General features: G+C 67.0%; 15 protein-coding genes and 1 pseudogene. 8 read left to right on the top strand and 8 right to left on the bottom strand.

The features are described 5' to 3' along the window. Positions 1-79: 79 nt before the first annotated feature. On the bottom strand, positions 80-502 hold the full coding sequence (locus tag HHX37_RS08645) for a helix-turn-helix domain-containing protein (RefSeq protein WP_182885033.1): 423 nt from the start codon (positions 500-502) through the stop codon (positions 80-82). A gap of 158 nt (positions 503-660) precedes the next feature. Beyond that, on the bottom strand, positions 661-1,191 hold the full coding sequence (locus HHX37_RS08640) for a hypothetical protein (protein WP_182885032.1): 531 nt from the start codon (positions 1,189-1,191) through the stop codon (positions 661-663). 41 nt (positions 1,192-1,232) lie between these two features. Here HHX37_RS08640 and HHX37_RS08635 point away from each other — a divergent pair, with 41 nt between their 5' ends. After that, positions 1,233-1,427: a hypothetical protein gene (locus tag HHX37_RS08635; protein WP_182885031.1), complete on the top strand. Its 195-nt coding sequence runs from the start codon at positions 1,233-1,235 to the stop codon at positions 1,425-1,427. A gap of 234 nt (positions 1,428-1,661) precedes the next feature. Here the strand turns inward: HHX37_RS08635 and HHX37_RS08630 are convergent. Continuing rightward, a pseudogene (locus HHX37_RS08630) lies at positions 1,662-1,997 on the bottom strand (transposase); the annotation flags it as partial. Between the two features lie 442 nt (positions 1,998-2,439). Further along, positions 2,440-3,087, bottom strand: a complete 648-nt coding sequence (locus HHX37_RS08625; RefSeq protein WP_182885030.1) for an NAD(P)-dependent oxidoreductase — start codon at positions 3,085-3,087, stop codon at positions 2,440-2,442. A gap of 88 nt (positions 3,088-3,175) precedes the next feature. Here HHX37_RS08625 and HHX37_RS08620 point away from each other — a divergent pair, with 88 nt between their 5' ends. From HHX37_RS08620 to HHX37_RS08610, 3 genes are all read left to right on the top strand, one after another. Then, complete coding sequence (locus HHX37_RS08620) at positions 3,176-3,559, top strand: helix-turn-helix domain-containing protein (RefSeq protein WP_310740312.1); 384 nt, start codon at positions 3,176-3,178, stop codon at positions 3,557-3,559. A gap of 274 nt (positions 3,560-3,833) precedes the next feature. Beyond that, a complete protein-coding gene (locus HHX37_RS08615) occupies positions 3,834-4,157 on the top strand; it encodes a DUF6247 family protein (protein ID WP_182885029.1) in 324 nt (107 codons plus the stop codon). A 260-nt stretch (positions 4,158-4,417) separates the two neighbouring features. Beyond that, a complete protein-coding gene (locus HHX37_RS08610; protein WP_182885028.1) occupies positions 4,418-4,810 on the top strand; it encodes an AQJ64_40280 family protein in 393 nt (130 codons plus the stop codon). Between the two features lie 316 nt (positions 4,811-5,126). Here the strand turns inward: HHX37_RS08610 and HHX37_RS08605 are convergent, their stop codons facing one another. Continuing rightward, a complete protein-coding gene (locus HHX37_RS08605; protein WP_182885027.1) occupies positions 5,127-6,863 on the bottom strand; it encodes a WD40 repeat domain-containing protein in 1,737 nt (578 codons plus the stop codon). Between the two features lie 353 nt (positions 6,864-7,216). Between HHX37_RS08605 and HHX37_RS08600 the strand changes: the two genes are divergently transcribed. Beyond that, the gene (locus tag HHX37_RS08600; RefSeq protein WP_182885026.1) at positions 7,217-7,609 is read left to right on the top strand and encodes an AQJ64_40280 family protein; all 393 of its coding nucleotides are present in this window, start codon (positions 7,217-7,219) and stop codon (positions 7,607-7,609) included. 48 nt (positions 7,610-7,657) lie between these two features. Here the strand turns inward: HHX37_RS08600 and HHX37_RS08595 are convergent, their stop codons facing one another. After that, a complete protein-coding gene (locus tag HHX37_RS08595; protein WP_310740311.1) occupies positions 7,658-8,386 on the bottom strand; it encodes a LysR family substrate-binding domain-containing protein in 729 nt (242 codons plus the stop codon). Between the two features lie 55 nt (positions 8,387-8,441). Between HHX37_RS08595 and HHX37_RS08590 the strand changes: the two genes are divergently transcribed. Further along, the gene (locus HHX37_RS08590; protein WP_182885025.1) at positions 8,442-8,819 is read left to right on the top strand and encodes a DUF5997 family protein; all 378 of its coding nucleotides are present in this window, start codon (positions 8,442-8,444) and stop codon (positions 8,817-8,819) included. Positions 8,820-8,872: 53 nt separating this feature from the next. Here the strand turns inward: HHX37_RS08590 and rph are convergent, their stop codons facing one another. Then, entirely contained in the window at positions 8,873-11,479 is a 2,607-nt protein-coding gene (gene rph / locus HHX37_RS08585) for a rifamycin-inactivating phosphotransferase (protein WP_182885024.1), read from the bottom strand. A gap of 273 nt (positions 11,480-11,752) precedes the next feature. Here rph and HHX37_RS08580 point away from each other — a divergent pair, with 273 nt between their 5' ends. Further along, complete coding sequence (locus tag HHX37_RS08580; protein ID WP_182885023.1) at positions 11,753-12,421, top strand: HEAT repeat domain-containing protein; 669 nt, start codon at positions 11,753-11,755, stop codon at positions 12,419-12,421. Positions 12,422-12,427: 6 nt separating this feature from the next. Continuing rightward, positions 12,428-13,444, top strand: a complete 1,017-nt coding sequence (locus HHX37_RS08575; protein ID WP_182885022.1) for a HEAT repeat domain-containing protein — start codon at positions 12,428-12,430, stop codon at positions 13,442-13,444. A gap of 56 nt (positions 13,445-13,500) precedes the next feature. Here the strand turns inward: HHX37_RS08575 and HHX37_RS08570 are convergent, their stop codons facing one another. Beyond that, on the bottom strand, positions 13,501-14,061 hold the full coding sequence (locus tag HHX37_RS08570; protein WP_182885021.1) for a TOPRIM nucleotidyl transferase/hydrolase domain-containing protein: 561 nt from the start codon (positions 14,059-14,061) through the stop codon (positions 13,501-13,503). Positions 14,062-14,230 lie beyond the last annotated feature (169 nt).

The raw sequence follows: 14,230 nt of genomic DNA, 5'->3' as shown, positions 1-14,230 counted from the left end.
CTCCTACCGCACCCGCCAACGCCGCGAGCTGCTGGCCAAGGAGAACCGCGCCAACCGCGACTGAGCCAACCCCGGGGGGTTAAAGTTCCCGGAACCGCTGGGGGTCACTATCGGGAGTCCGTTGACACATGGCCGCGATCTGCGAATAGCGGTCCTGCTTCCACAGTGGCATCGACGCTTCCAGAGCGGAGCGCAATCCTTCTCGGGTCGGCGCCTCTGAGGGCGGACCATCAAGGCCGTAAAGCGCCCGCCGTACCGGTGCCCACAGGTCGAGCGTCTTCTCGTCCGCTGGCTCGACGTCGTGCCGGGCGATCAGCGAGGTTGTGGGCACCTTGAGGGCCACCGCGATCTTTCGCAGTGTTTCCAGCCGCACGTCTCTCCGGGCGTCCTGCTCAAGCTTGCGGATGAGTGAGGCGGACACGCCGGCGAGGTCGGCGAGGCCCTGCTGAGTCAGACCCCGGCGCTTCCGGACGCTGCGGATACGTTCGCCTAGTGTGGCCATGAATCCATGCTAGAGAAGGAGAGATGAGCCGCAGCGTGATCGCGAAACTCGGATCGCCGAGTCCCGTGCCCAGAGGGTTGCGCTCGTTCATAAGCGTGACGCATGGAATTGCGGTCGCGAGTGTCTTAGGTGAGAGATCTGAGGGGCCGCAGCCCTCTTTAGGCCTCGTTAGACTGATTCGAAAATAGGATCTTGACGACGGTTGTATAACCAGGGCTGCCACGCTCTATGGCGAGCTGAGTGGTCTCCCAAAGGGAGTCTTGATATGCTCTCCTGTTGGCCGTTTCTCTCATCTTCTGGATATGGTCAAGCGTTTTGTCCACAGTCTTCATGAATGTGGCTCTTAGATATAGCATGACGCCGGAGGCTGTCGCGCTCGTCGCCCCAATACTCAAACCGGCCTGTAAGTCCTTAGTCTGGGTTGCTACTAAAACAACTCCACTTATTGCACAGGCTAGGCCGGCGAATAGTGCGATGTGTGCATACATAAAGTTGCGATCGCGCAACTTAATAAGCTGTTCGTGCTCGCTCTCGAGTGCTAATCGCTGGATAGCGCTCGCACCCCTGCTGTCGCCGTTCGAGTAGACGCCTTGCTGGTCGGGGCTGAGACGGACGCTCTCCTGCATGATATGGGTCTTATCGTCAAGGGAGCGGAGTAACTTCTGTTCGGGAGGGTGCTTGATCTCCAAGGTATCCTCCCCGTCTACCTGGTGATAGCGTTGCTTACAACGTGATCCACCAGGGAGATGACATCGATCTTGATGTCCTCGTCAACCATCTCAATGAATGCCAGATTCTTTCCGGTACGTATCGCTGTGGCGATTTGCTTGATAATTTCGTCAGCGAACTGCTCTGTTTGACTCCTAGTCAGGTGGGGATATCTTCTACTTATGGCGTCGGCGATTGGGCGCCTGTCGAGTTCTGAATTTGCTCTTTTGAATAAGGCCACGTTGAATGTTCCCCTTAAGAGTGGTATCTCTCAACAAGTGTCCAGGTGAATTCCCTCTGCGGTCGAGAGGCCGTCTTGCTGATTGTGAATGGCTCTAGCTGACTTGTCGAGGTCACATTTTCATAGGGGTATGGGCTCTGGCTGAAGGGGTAGTGTATTGTCTCTCTTGAGGTACAACAGTGTGCTAGGGCCTGTACGAGGTTCCGATCTTCAGGCGGGCCGGAGGCTCCGAATCCACAAGATGGCACCTCGTAAGTGAAGGCCGGCGAGATAACTCTCGGGGGTCTTGTCGAAGCGGAAGGCCAGGCCAGGCCACTCCTTGATCCGATTGATGCTGCGCTCCGCTGTGTTGCGTTCCTTGTACAAGTCCGGATCGTGGCTGACCGGGCGGCCACCGTGCGAGCCGCGTTTCTTGCGGTTGGCCGCCTGGTCGGCCTTCTCCGGAATCACCGCGCGGATCCGGCGTCGGCGCAGGTAGCCGCGGTTGCCGCGGGAGGAATAGGCTTTATCGGCGGCCACCGCGTCGGGGCGGGTACGCGGGCGGCCGAGCTTCGCCCACCTGCCCTCCCGGCTAGGCGCTCCAGGGGGAGATGCCGCCTGTGTGGCGACTCCCCTAAGACCTCCCTCTGAGGCAGAGCGGCACTATTGAGTGACTATCTGGGTGACAATCGCCGTGGACGGGCCTGGACGGCGGTGGACAACGGTGGACCGTACAGCCAGGCGAGGGCGGGTGCCGGTGCTGGTCCCGCCCCTTCCTGGGTTGACTTACAAGCGAGGGGTCACCGGTTCGAACCCTGTACCGCCCACCTGCGAAAAGAGCCTTGTCTCCCATCAGGGAAAACGGGGCTCGTGCCATCAACGTGCCATTAGCGAACGCAATCGGTCTTGTTTAGTGAGGTTTTCTCGGTAAGCGACCGTTATCCGTGGCCGGTTGCCGTACCCGTATGCGTCTGGGACACCGGAAGGTGACCACCACCTCGCCCGGAAATCAGTAGCCGATGTTGACATGTGCCCTGTGGTGGTCGCCTTTCTCGATCAGATCGACGAACCCGAGGGCGTAGTCGCCGGCGGAGATCGCGCCGCCGTCCTCGGGCTGAACTGCGACGTCGTCGCCGAGGCGATAACTGCCGAGCCGTTCGCCGGGCATATGTGCGCCGAACCTGAGCGCGGGGCTCACAAAGACCCAGTCGAGTGTCGCGGGCGTAGCTGGGAGGTCCTCGATGATGAGCGCCGCCCCGGTGCGGATCTCGTCATGAAGCTCTGCCGGGATGTGGCTGAGGTCGGTTACGAAGCGAGCCGCCCCGGGCGCCGGGCGCAGCGACGAGTAGCCGCCGACGACGTACAGGGGTACGCCTGCGCCATCTGCCAGACGCGCGATGGTGCTGTATACGTCGCGGAAGATACCGGCCAGCGGGCCGCGTGGGGCGAGTGCGGCCACCACGACGTCCGCGCCCTCAATGGCTGCCGAGAGCGTTGCTTCGTCGGCGGCGTCACCTTGGGCATAGGTCACGTTCGGGATTGGCGCGTCGGGGAGCGAGCGGCTCAGTGCGGTGACCTGATGACCGCGAGCGGCGGCCTCCGCGACGATCGCAGAACCGGCATAGCCGGTGCCGCCGATGACGGTGATGCGAGACACGAGGTGCCTTTCCATGGGTCGGATGGCGTCGGACGACGCTCTGCGATTACCGTATGAGTGCAGCTCTCCTATCGGAAGAAGGCACCTTGTGGTAACCACCCGGGCCGAGTCGGTGCTCGGCGGCAGCCCCTACCGCGCGGACTGCCCGACCCGCCACATCCTGGATCGCATCGGCGACCGTTGGACGGTGCTCATCGTGGGTGCCCTCTGGGACGGCAGCGCCCGCTTCTCAGAGTTGCGCCGACGGATTGAGGGAATCTCGCAGAAGATGCTCACCCAGACTCTCCGCGGCCTCGAACGGGACGGGATCGTGCGCCGCACCGTCTACCCCGAGGTTCCTGTCCGCGTCGAGTACACACTTACCGAGGCGGGTCGCTCCCTGCGCGAGCCGCTGCGCGCGCTGGAGGAGTGGTCGATCGCACACCTCGGCGACGTGTCAGCGTCGCAGGAAGCCTACGACCGCGCGGATTGAGCCTTTCCGGGCGAGGTAGTGAGGTTTCTCAGCGAGCCGAGCTGGACCTTGCCGAGCGGCATGAGGAGATCCTGCGCTCCGAGAGGGGCGCTGACACAGCCCCTACGGCACTGGTTCTCATCTCGATCTCTGCCAGGCAGTGGCCGCTGCTCGTGCCGCCCCAGTGGTCGGTGAGTCACGTCCTGGAGTCGCGCGTCGGCCCGCGGGCCAAATCACCTTCCCAAGTCCTGTGTTTGCCTGGGCCGCATCGAGTGCCTGTACATACCCTGACGGCATGAGCGCGCAACCGCAGGAGTTCACGAAGAACCTGCGTGCCATCCGTAGAGCGTTGGTCGTGCCACAGGACCGGGATGGGTTCGATGCAGGTGTTGATGTCGTCCTGGCTGAGGTCCGCGCCAGCTTGGACCTCGGTCGATTGAGCGAGTTCATCCACACCTGGTGGCTGATCGCGTGCGACTCGGCCAAAGATCAGCAGGGGCGTAGAGACGTCTACGAGCGGGCTGCCCGCGTCCAGGAACTGGCTGACGCCGGCCAGCCGATCCCTCGAGGCGATAAGACGTGGCGCCAACTGCTGGCGGAGCGTGGGGTCGAGCGGTAGGTGTACTCGATCGTCGAGCCCGATCCCGTCGCTCAAGAACAGATCGCGGCCCTTCCCGAGTATGCCTTGCGGTATCTGGCCGGGGTACTAGACCTGGTTGAGCTGGAGCCCTGGGCCGGTGGGCCGTAATCGCCAAGCAAGCCCGACGGCAACATGCGGGTCATGCCCTTTGGAGAGCGTGGGCTGGCGACCTATCTCGTCATGGAGCCCCAACGCGAGGTGTATATCGTTCGCGTGCAGTGGATCTAGTTTCTGGCTTGATGGCAGGCGCGGCGCGCTGGGTGACAATCGCCGTGGACGCGCCCGGAACGCGGCGCGGAATACCCGTGGCCGCCGCGATCACGGGCCGTTTCGCGTCCGACGATGCGGACGAGCGCGATCCGGGAGCCGGGCAGGAATTCTGGCTGGTGAGGCCGATGTACTTCACCACGCGTCACTTCGCCGAGGACGGGCGTGAGTACCGCGACTGTTTCGTCGACTCTGACGGTGTCGTTCGCCTGCCCTACGGCCGGGACCATGACGAGCCGCGGGACTGTGACGATCCGATTACCGATTGGGCGGAACTGCCCACTCTGCTGGGTGCGACCGTGCATTACCTGGTGGGCGAGGAGGCGAAGACCGCTGGCGTGAACGCCCTGGGGGAGGGGGCATAACGGCGTTCATGACGCGCTCGCGATTTCATGAACCACGCCGGCATGGCATTGGCACCACCATCCCCGAATGCGCCGACGAAGTGCGCAACCGGCGGTGCAAGGCCGGCGAGGCGGACTGCCACTCGCCTTCGACCAAGGCGTCCGCAGCCACCGAACGTGGTCGAACGCTGATTCGAATTGGACCTGATCGGGTTTGAACCCTGGGCCGGTGGCCGACGAGATGGGCGCGACGGCGTCGCGCTTCCGCCAGGCCGAGCGCCAGATGTTGACGGGTCGGCGGCAGCGCGGATGCTTCAGATGCCTCCTGGTCGCATGCCTACCGACCGAGATCCCACATCAAGACCTTCTCGGCTTTTCCCCCGGCAAGCACGACGGTGTGCCCGTTCACGTAGCCGAGCGCCATGACGACCAACCGGTTGTGAGCCCTTAGCGGATCGCCGATCTGCCGTCCGTCGAGCAGGTTCCACACACGGATTTCGCCGCCCAGGGCGGCGGTCACCGCGATCGGGATGTCGCCGAGCCGTCCAGTCAGGATTTGGAGGACGCGTGTGCCATGCCCCCGGAGAGTGGGTGTCAGTCTGCGACCGGTCCGCAGATCCCAGAAATAGAGGCGACTGCTGCGTCTGGTGAGGACACCGGTCGTACAGCGTACGCGGGCCACCGCGATCGGGGATTCACTGGAGCTGACCCCGCTCACCTCGCCGAGGAGGTGGCCGCTCTGGAAGTCCAGAATGCGGGTCGTTCCCTTCAGGCTGACGAGGAGAACCGGCCTGCCGTCGATTTCGGCCAGAGTCGTGAGCTGTAGTGGAGTAGTGGCACCGATCTTCACCGGGGCTCCGATTCCCGCACCCGTGGCGAGGTCCTTGATCCATGCTCTGGCTCCATCCCTGCCGAACAGCACGGTGCGATCACCGACCTGGGTGACCCACGGCGCTGTCCTTTCGTCCCTGGCGCGGAGAGCCTCCTCCAGGCTGGAGGCGACGAGATCCCGGAATCGTCCGCCTCCCGCTCGGTCTGCGACGACAGTGCGATCACGCAGGCGATCGGCCGGGATGTCTTCGAGGGAGCCGTAGGTGTCTGGCGGTGGAGCGGCGACCCTCCGACCCGTGGCGAGATCCCATTGGATCGTCTGGCCGTCCCAGCCCTGGGTGATCGCCACCGGTCGGCCGGCCGACTCGCTGACCGCGATCGCCAGAATGGAGTCGGTGTGACCGGGCGGAACGGTCGCGGCAAGCTGCCGGGCGGTGCCGAGGTCCCAGAGCCGGACGGTGTTGTCACCGCCTCCGGTGATCGCGATCGGCCGGTCGGCCAGTTCCCCCACGGCCAGTGAGACCTCGATGAAGGCCGGCCGCGAAAATCCGTAGGATTCGCCGCCCAGAGCACTGGGTGCCGGTGGATTGCCGGGCAGGAGCCCGATCTGCTTGCGCGAGACGGGGTCCCATATGGAGATGCTGCCCGCGGGCCGGTTGACGGTCAGAAGTACGGTCTTCCCGTTCACCCTCGCCTTTCGCACGGTGGTGAAATCACCGTCGATTCCCACGAGTCGTCTACCGCTGGCCAGGTCCACGAAACGGAGGGGATCCGGTCCCGGTTCGTTCTCGTCACCGCCGTTGTCGTTGACCACAGCAGTGAGTCTGCCGTGCAGAGTGACGAGTTCGAGCGCGTTAACTCCGTTGTCCTCTCCCAGCAGGATGCGCGGCCCGATCTCCCGCCCGGTCCCCGCGTCGACCACGTGGAGCTCGTCACCAGCGGTGACCTTCACGGTGCGACCGTTCAGGCGGCCGATCGCGGCACCTCTGGCGTCCCCGCTGGTCCCTCTGAGCGGTTGCCCCTGGAACCGTCGTACGATGATCGTCTTTTCTGAACGGCCCACCTTGACGAACAGCGTCAGTGGGTGTTCCGGAAACGAACTCGTAGTGATCGCCCTGATCGGTCCACCGACCTTGACCGGCTCTCCGATCGGGGCGAGGGTCGGAAGGTCCCAGACCCGCAGACTGCCTTCGTCCCCGGCGCTGACCGCGACGGGACGCGACCCCAGCAGGCCGATGGCCACCCCCGTCACATTGGTGTGCCCGTCACCCCCGAGGGCCACAGGAGGCCCGAACGAGCGAGGAACAGGCGTTCTGGCCGTCTCCTCGCACGGTTTCGACGCGTACGGCCATTTCGGCGGTCCAGCCGCTGACGCATGGAGTGCGGGTCCGGCCAGCAGCAGGCAGAGGACCAGCAACAAAGGCCTGCGAATCGCACTCAACCTCAGCAGCTCCCCATAAACGGAGGGTTCGACACATCACGGTAGGGCTTTCCCCCAGCGAACATCGAGTGAGTAGGAGCTGAGGCCGGCGCTGAGCGGGCGGGACAAGGGCGGAATGCCAGGATGGCCGTACCTGACAGAAGATCGGAGCCGGGATGAACATGCGCGCGGAGGTGGAGTGGGTGGACTCACGGGAGAGGCTGCCGGGGGACGGCGTGCCCGTGGCCGCCGCGATCACGGGCCGTTTCGCGTCCGACGATGCGGACGAGCGCGATCCGGGCGCCGGGCAGGAATTCTGGCTGGTGAGGCCGATGTACTTCACCACCCGTCACTTCGCCGAGGACGGGCGTGAATACCGCGACTGCTTCGTCGACTCCGATGGTGTCGTCCGCCTGCCCTACGGCCGGGATCGTGATGAAACGCTGGAATTCGACGATCCGATCACCCACTGGGCGGAGCTGCCCACTCTGCCGGGTACGACCGTGCACTACCTGCTGGGCGAGGAGGCGGAGGCCGCTCGCGCGAACGCCTTGCGTGAGGGGACATGACAGCGTGACCCACGCCTCGCGCGAACGGCAGGAAAAGCGCGGGCGAGGTCACCGAGGCCGGTGGCCCTTTCTTTTACGGCTGGCCGGTACGGCACGGCGGCCGGAGCCGTTCTGTACGGGTTTCTGTGCCTGCCGCCGGGCCGGTTTCGCTGCTTGGGAGTCGGGGGCACGACCCCGCGAGCTGTTCACCGTCCGGCCCCGGACGATGCCGATGAAATCTTCCACCAGGTCGGTGGTCGCGTCCGTGGGCCAGGCCAGCGCGACCTGGGACTGCGGCGCGTCCGGCACCGGCCGGTACGTGAGGTCCCTGCGGTGGTGGAGGCGCGCCAGCGAATGCGGGACCAGGAGGAGCCCGGTGCCGGCCGCCACCAGTTCGACCGCGTCCGCCGTCGTGGCCGGGCGGGTGAACGCGGGCAGCCCGGGCCGGTCCGTCCACTCGATGGTGTCGTCCAGAGGATGGAGCACCTCGTCGTCGGTCAGGTCGGCGGTGGCCACCTCGTCGACGGCGGCCACCGCGTGGTCCTTGGGCACTACGACGACCGTGGTCTCCACGTAGAGAGGGATCACGCTGAGCCCGCTCCGGTCGACCGGCAGCCTGACGAAGCCGGCGTCGGCGCCGCCGTCCCGCAGGAGGTCCCCCACCTCGGCGGCGGGAACCGCGACCAGGTCGACCGGCACATGGGGCATCCTCTCGGTCCAGATGCCGACCCATTTCGCGGGTGTCACCCCGGGCACGTACGCCAGCCGGAACACCCTGCCGGTCTCCCCATCATTCACTTGCCCAGGGTATCGATGTCAGGGGAACCCGTTCCGACTGACTACGCTTGGCGCCATGACCTCGTCCAGACCGAAGACCATCCAGACGATGAAGCCCGCGACCGCGGCCAAGAAGCTGGGTGTTCTCCTCTCGGCCACTCCCGCCGAGTTCCAGGCGGGTGTCGTCTCCAGGGACGAGCTGAACGAGTTGCAGTCGACGCCACCCGCCTGGCTCACCGAACTGCGCCGCAACGGCCCGCACCCCAAGCAGGTCATCGCCGCGAAGCTCAGGATCTCCATCTCCGGCCTGATCAGAGGCGGGATCACCGGACCGCTCACCACCGCTGAGATCGAGGCGCTGAAAGCGGAGAACCCACCGTGGCTGGAGCGCGAGCGGGCCGTCCAGGCCGAGACCCGCAAGGAAGCGCTCCGTCTCAAGCAACGCGACGGCTGAGACCCTGCTCGTCTCTACCCCGAGACGAGCCCCTGGCATCTCGACGTGATGGTTCAGTCGAGGATCTGGACGTACCCGTCGGTTCCGTGGACGCGGATCCGCTGGCCGTCGAGGATCAACCGGGTGGCCTGCTCCACTCCCACGACGGCCGGCAGGCCGTACTCTCGCGCGATCACCGCCCCGTGCGTCATGAGGCCGCCCACCTCCGTCACCAGTCCGGCGACGGAGACGAACAGGGGGGTCCAGCTGGGGTCGGTGTAGGTGGTGACCAGGATGTCGCCCGCTTCGAGGTCGGCCCGCGCCATGTCCGTGATGACACGGGCACGGCCTTCGACGGTCCCGGCCGAGACCGGGAGGCCCACCAGCGCGCCGGGCGGGGCGTCGTCGCGCAGGTACCGGCCGGTGACGACCTCGCCGTCCGACGTGAGGACCCGGGGCGGCGTGAGCGCCTCGTACGACCGGAACGCCTCCCGTCTTTCCAGGATGAGTTCGGCGTCCACGGCGTCGGTGCGCACGACCTCACGCAGCTCCTCGAACCGGAGGAAGAAGATGTCGTCCTTCTCCCGCAGGACGCCGGCCTGGACGAGGCGATCGGCCTCCCGCAGCAACGCCTGCTTGTAGACGAAGTAGCGGCTGACCATGCCGTACTTGGGGTACTCGCGGTATCCGGCGAAGGTGCGGACGCGGTCGATCATCCGCTTGGTCTCTTCGGCCTTCTGCTCCCCGTCGGGCAGGGCGCGCAACCGCGTCAGCAGCTCCTCTTCCTTCCGCAGTGACTCCTGGAGTCCTTGTTCGAAGCGCCGCTTGCCGGCGCCCGGCTCGAAGTTCCTGACGTTGCCGAGGATGCTGGGCACGAGCGTGGCGGGTTGCTCGCTCCAGCGCGTCCTGGTGATGTCGATCTCACCCGTGCAGCGCATGCCGTACTCGTCGAGGTAGCCCCGGATGGCGTCACGTGCTTCCCGTCCCCCGGGCAGCCCGGCGAGCTCGTCCAGGAAGCCGTCTCCCTCCCGGCCCTCGTCCGCGACGCGGTGCAGGAACGCCACGACCTCCGCGTGCGGCCGGACCGCGTCCGCGACGTCGAGGAGCGCCAGCCCCATCTCCGACGTGACGTTGTGGGGGACGGATTGCGTGAGCACGTCGGCCGCGTTCTTCTCGCCCAGCCATGCCTCGAGCTGGTCGTTGAGCCACCAGGCCGCCTCCATCCCCGCCATGATCACCTGGAAGCCCCGCCGGTCGAACAGAAGGCGCCTGAGCTCTTCGATGTCGGTGCGGATGAAGTCGAGCAGCACCGGGCCGGAGAGGCCCTGGATCTCGCGCCGCAGGGTGGCGACGGACGTCTGGTTGTTCCGGATCAGCTCGGTGACGATGTCCGGATCGGTCTCGATCGGAGCGGGCGCGTCACCGGCCGGTGCGGGGCCGGCGTCCTCGTCGGGAATCAGGCGGAGGAAGTCGCCGCGGTCGACGACGGTCTGCAGCGCGTCCCGGATCAGCGGGTCGGACCTCCCCAGCGTCCCGATGAGGTTCGCGCGGCCCGCGGACGTCGCCAGGACGGGGGCGACGTCGACGAACAACCGTCCGCCCGCCTCGTGCATCGGCCGGGGGGTCGTCAGCTGCCACAGGGACAGTCCCAGCGGCTTCATCGCGTCGGTCATCATCTGCTGGTGACCGACGGAGACGTAGAGGTGGTTGTCCTGGTCGTCGGTCGCGGGGACGGGGAACAGGGTGGTGATCGGCCGGCTCTGGACGATGTGGAACTCGTCGCCGGCCAGGCACCACTCGATGTCCTGGGGCCGGCCGAAGTACGCCTCGATCCGCCGGCCCAGCCGCACCAGGCGTACGACCTGCGCGTCCGTCAGAGCCGGCTGCGTCTGCCGCTGCGGCTCGACCGGTGCGTCCTGGGTGCCGCCTCCGGGTGACGCCCGGACGATCCGCGGCTTGGTGGCGATCGTTCTGGTGACGATTTGGTCGTCGCGCACCGCGTAGACGTCGCCGGAGACCAGGCCGGAGACGAGCGCCTCGCCGAGCCCCCAACCGGCTTCCACGGTGGCGATCTTCCGGTTCGAGGTCACGGGGTCCGCGGTGAACAGGATCCCGGCCGCGTCCGGGAACACCATCCGCTGTACGACCACGGCCATCCGTACCTTCCGGTGGTCGAAGCCGTTACGGCGCCGGTAGGTCACCGCCCGTTCGGTGAACAGCGAGGCCCAGCACCGCCGGACGTGCCGGAGGATCTCCGCCAGGCCCACGATGTTCAGGTACGAGTCCTGCTGGCCGGCGAAGGACGCGGTCGGCAGGTCCTCGGCCGTCGCGCTGGACCGTACCGCGTAGGCGTCCTGCTCGCCGAGCCGGGCGAGCGATTCGCCGATCGCCGCCACGAGATCGCCGGGCATCGCGACGTCTTCGACGACGCGGCGGACGTCCGCGCTCAGGGCGCGGATCGCCGCGCGGTCGTCCGGTTGCACGCGGGACAGCAGATCAAGCTGGGCGTCGATCGACGGCACCTCGGCCACGACCCGCTGGAAGGCATCCGTCGTGACGCAGAAGCCGTCCGGCACGCGGACGCCGTCGATTCGCGAGAGCTCCCCAAGGTGCACCCCCTTTCCGCCGACGTCCCCGACATTCGCCGAGTCGATTTGCTCGAAACCCATCACGTAGCGCATTTCCGCTGCTCCATCGCTCGTCGGATCGGTTCGCAACGGGCAGTATGAAGCAATTTTTTGCGCCTCATGAGGTCCGCGGATCTGATATACAGTGAAACTGGAGGGGAGTGGTGGTGCGCACCTCATGCGTGGTCCGCCCCGACCTCCTCCGGCACCCGCACCGAACCCCCGGTGCTGACCGGTCCGAGAGCCTCGGAACACATCTCATGCGGTGACCTCGCTTGACCTTGACACAGTGGCAGGGCCTTCACTGTGGCCGAGGAGGTGGTCCCGATGACCATGCCCGAAGAGGACACGAACACCATGCGAGCTCTCCAGGGGCTGGAGAACGGCAGCTCGTCGGTGCGGCTGCAGGCGGTGCTCGCGGCCGGTACGACCCCGGACCCGAGGTTCATCGACAGGCTCGTCGAACGGTGCGCGATCGAGCCCGATTTCTACGTGCGTGACATGCTTACCTGGGCGCTCACCCGCCACTCGTCATCGATCACGGTTCCGAAGCTCGTCGACGAACTCCGCTCGGAGCGCGCGCAGGCACGAAGCCAGGCGTTGCACACGCTGTCCAAGATCGGGGATCGGCGGGCGTGGCCGGCGATCACACGAGGCCTGCTGACCGACGGCGACGACGAGGTGGCGCGGAGCGCCTGGCGAGCGGCGGTCGTACTCGTGCCCGAAGGCGAGGAGTCCGAATTGGCGGGAGTGCTGGCGACACAGCTCGGACGCGGCGAGCGTGAGACGCGGTTGAGCCTCAGCCGGGCGCTGGTCGCGCTCGGTGAGGTGATCATGCCGATTCTGCGCGTCGCGACGACGGATCCCGACCCTCGCGTGCGTCAGCACGCGATCGCCACGGAACGGCTGCTGCGCGACCCCGACGCGGGATTCGAGTTCGCGATCGAGGAGGCGAAGCGCGTCGCGGTCCTCGGCGCGCCCGGCCAGGAGGGGTGACAGGCGGTGCTGATCGGGGATGTGGCTCGACGGTCCGGGGTAAGTGCACGGATGCTCAGGCATTACGAGTCGCTCGGCCTGGTGCGGCCGACGGGCCGCACCGAGGCCGGCTATCGGGAGTACTCCGCAGAGGACATCCGGCGGATCTTCCATGTCGAAAGCCTGCGGTCGTTGGGGCTGTCGCTGCGTGAGGTCGGGCGTGCGCTGGACGATCCCGGCTTCACGCCCTCGGAGCTCGTCGAGGACCTCATCCGCCAGTCGCGAGAACGTATCGCGGCCGAGACGGAACTGCTCACGCGGCTGCGCCGGATCGGTGCCGCGGAACCCTCCGGCTGGGAGGACGTCCTGCGAATCGTGGCGCTCCTCCAGGCTCTGGGGTCGGACAGCGCCGGAAAGCGCCAGCGCGCGGCCCTGTCCTCGGCCGACGAGGTTGCGGTGCCGGTGGAAGCCCTGGCCGAGGCCGTGTTGAGCGAGGCGGACCCGAACGTCGCCGGAGCCCTTCGATGGGCTCTGGCGCGATCGGGCGACGGCGCGCTGGGACTGCTCGCGGAGGGCCTCGGCTCACCGGTGGCCGAGGTGCGGCGACGTGCCGTCCAGTCCATCGCCGAGATTCCGGACGATGCGGCGACCACATTGCTGCGGGACGCCCTCACGAGCCCCGACGCCGTGGTCCGCGGGTGCGCGGCTCTGGCGCTCGGGGCACGTGGAGTGGCCGACGCGGTCCCGGCACTCACCGACATGGTCGTCGAGGGGACGAACGACGTCGACGCGGCCGATGCGCTGAGTGCCCTTGCGGCTGATCCCGCGCTGGCGGATCGGATCGCCACCGGGCTCGCCGACCGCATCTCCCACGGCACCCAGGACGCGCCCGTACGTCTACGGCTGGCGCAGGCGCTCGCGGACATCCCGGGACCCACGACGTCACGCGTCCTCGCGGACCTGTCCCATGACGACGACCGTGCCGTCGCGCTCACCGCGGCCTACATCCTCAAGCTGCGCAACGAGACGGGCGACGGCTGCTGACTGCGGAGTGCGAGTCCCGCGATTCGCGCCGCCCACGCCCTGGCTCGCACAGCGGCTCACAGGTGGGCCAGCAGTGCGTCCAGTGGGCGGGGGACGCGAGCGGGGTCCAGCGCCGCGACGAGCGGGCCTGAGTAGCGGATCTTGCGGCCGCTGCCTGATCCCATGAAGCGGCGTAGCTGGTCGTGCGTGCTGCGCTCGCGCCACCCGGGTTGCTTCTGGAGCGTGCGGAACGAGCCGAGTTCGCCTCCGGCGTCGATGACGCGTTCGACCGCGGCGGTGCCGAGGGCGCGGATCAGTTCGTCCTCCAGGTCGGCCACGCAGACGAAGAACCCGAGCGCCTCCAGAGCGCTCCGGTCGAGACCGGACCCGAGGCCGGCACGTTCGAGCGCCCTCTGGAAGGCGCCCACTTCGCCGGCGTCGCACAGGCCGGCCAGCCGCAGGTCGCGCCCGGAAGGGCCGAACCTGCCGATGTACGTCCCGATGTTCGTGGCGCCACCCATCGCCACCAGCGAGATGCCCTCGGCGTCGAGGTCCCGGCCCCGGCGGCCGGCCAGGGCTTCGACGGCCGCCTTGTCGCTGAGCCCTTCGACCAGGACCACGGTGTGCGTACGGGTCATCCGCCCAGCCTCGCACCCCGTCCGGGCGGTTTCGTACCCATTTTCCAGGCCACGCGCAACCGATGGCTGGTCTCCCGGACACGTCAAGCGGATCGCCGAGGCGATCCGGCGCACCCGGCAGGAGTGACGAGCGGCGGGCGGGCCGGGCGCCGGCGTCCCCGGCACGCCC

The organism is Microbispora sp. H10885 (genome assembly GCF_014161415.1).
Classification (GTDB): domain Bacteria; phylum Actinomycetota; class Actinomycetes; order Streptosporangiales; family Streptosporangiaceae; genus Microbispora; species Microbispora triticiradicis.
Note: the sequence above shows the minus strand (reverse complement) of the source record. Positions and strands in the feature narration are given on the sequence as shown.

Excerpts from the sequence above, each read along its gene's own strand:
- HHX37_RS08615 (WP_182885029.1), top strand. The coding sequence starts at position 3,834 with ATGAGCGCGCAACCGCAGGAGTTCACGAAGAACCTGCGTGCCATCCGT.
- HHX37_RS08600 (WP_182885026.1), top strand. The coding sequence starts at position 7,217 with ATGAACATGCGCGCGGAGGTGGAGTGGGTGGACTCACGGGAGAGGCTG.
- HHX37_RS08610 (WP_182885028.1), top strand. The coding sequence starts at position 4,418 with ATGGCAGGCGCGGCGCGCTGGGTGACAATCGCCGTGGACGCGCCCGGA.
- HHX37_RS08570 (WP_182885021.1), bottom strand. The coding sequence starts at position 14,061 with ATGACCCGTACGCACACCGTGGTCCTGGTCGAAGGGCTCAGCGACAAG.
- rph (WP_182885024.1), bottom strand. The coding sequence starts at position 11,479 with ATGCGCTACGTGATGGGTTTCGAGCAAATCGACTCGGCGAATGTCGGG.
- HHX37_RS08590 (WP_182885025.1), top strand. The coding sequence starts at position 8,442 with ATGACCTCGTCCAGACCGAAGACCATCCAGACGATGAAGCCCGCGACC.
- HHX37_RS08580 (WP_182885023.1), top strand. The coding sequence starts at position 11,753 with ATGACCATGCCCGAAGAGGACACGAACACCATGCGAGCTCTCCAGGGG.
- HHX37_RS08645 (WP_182885033.1), bottom strand. The coding sequence starts at position 502 with ATGGCCACACTAGGCGAACGTATCCGCAGCGTCCGGAAGCGCCGGGGT.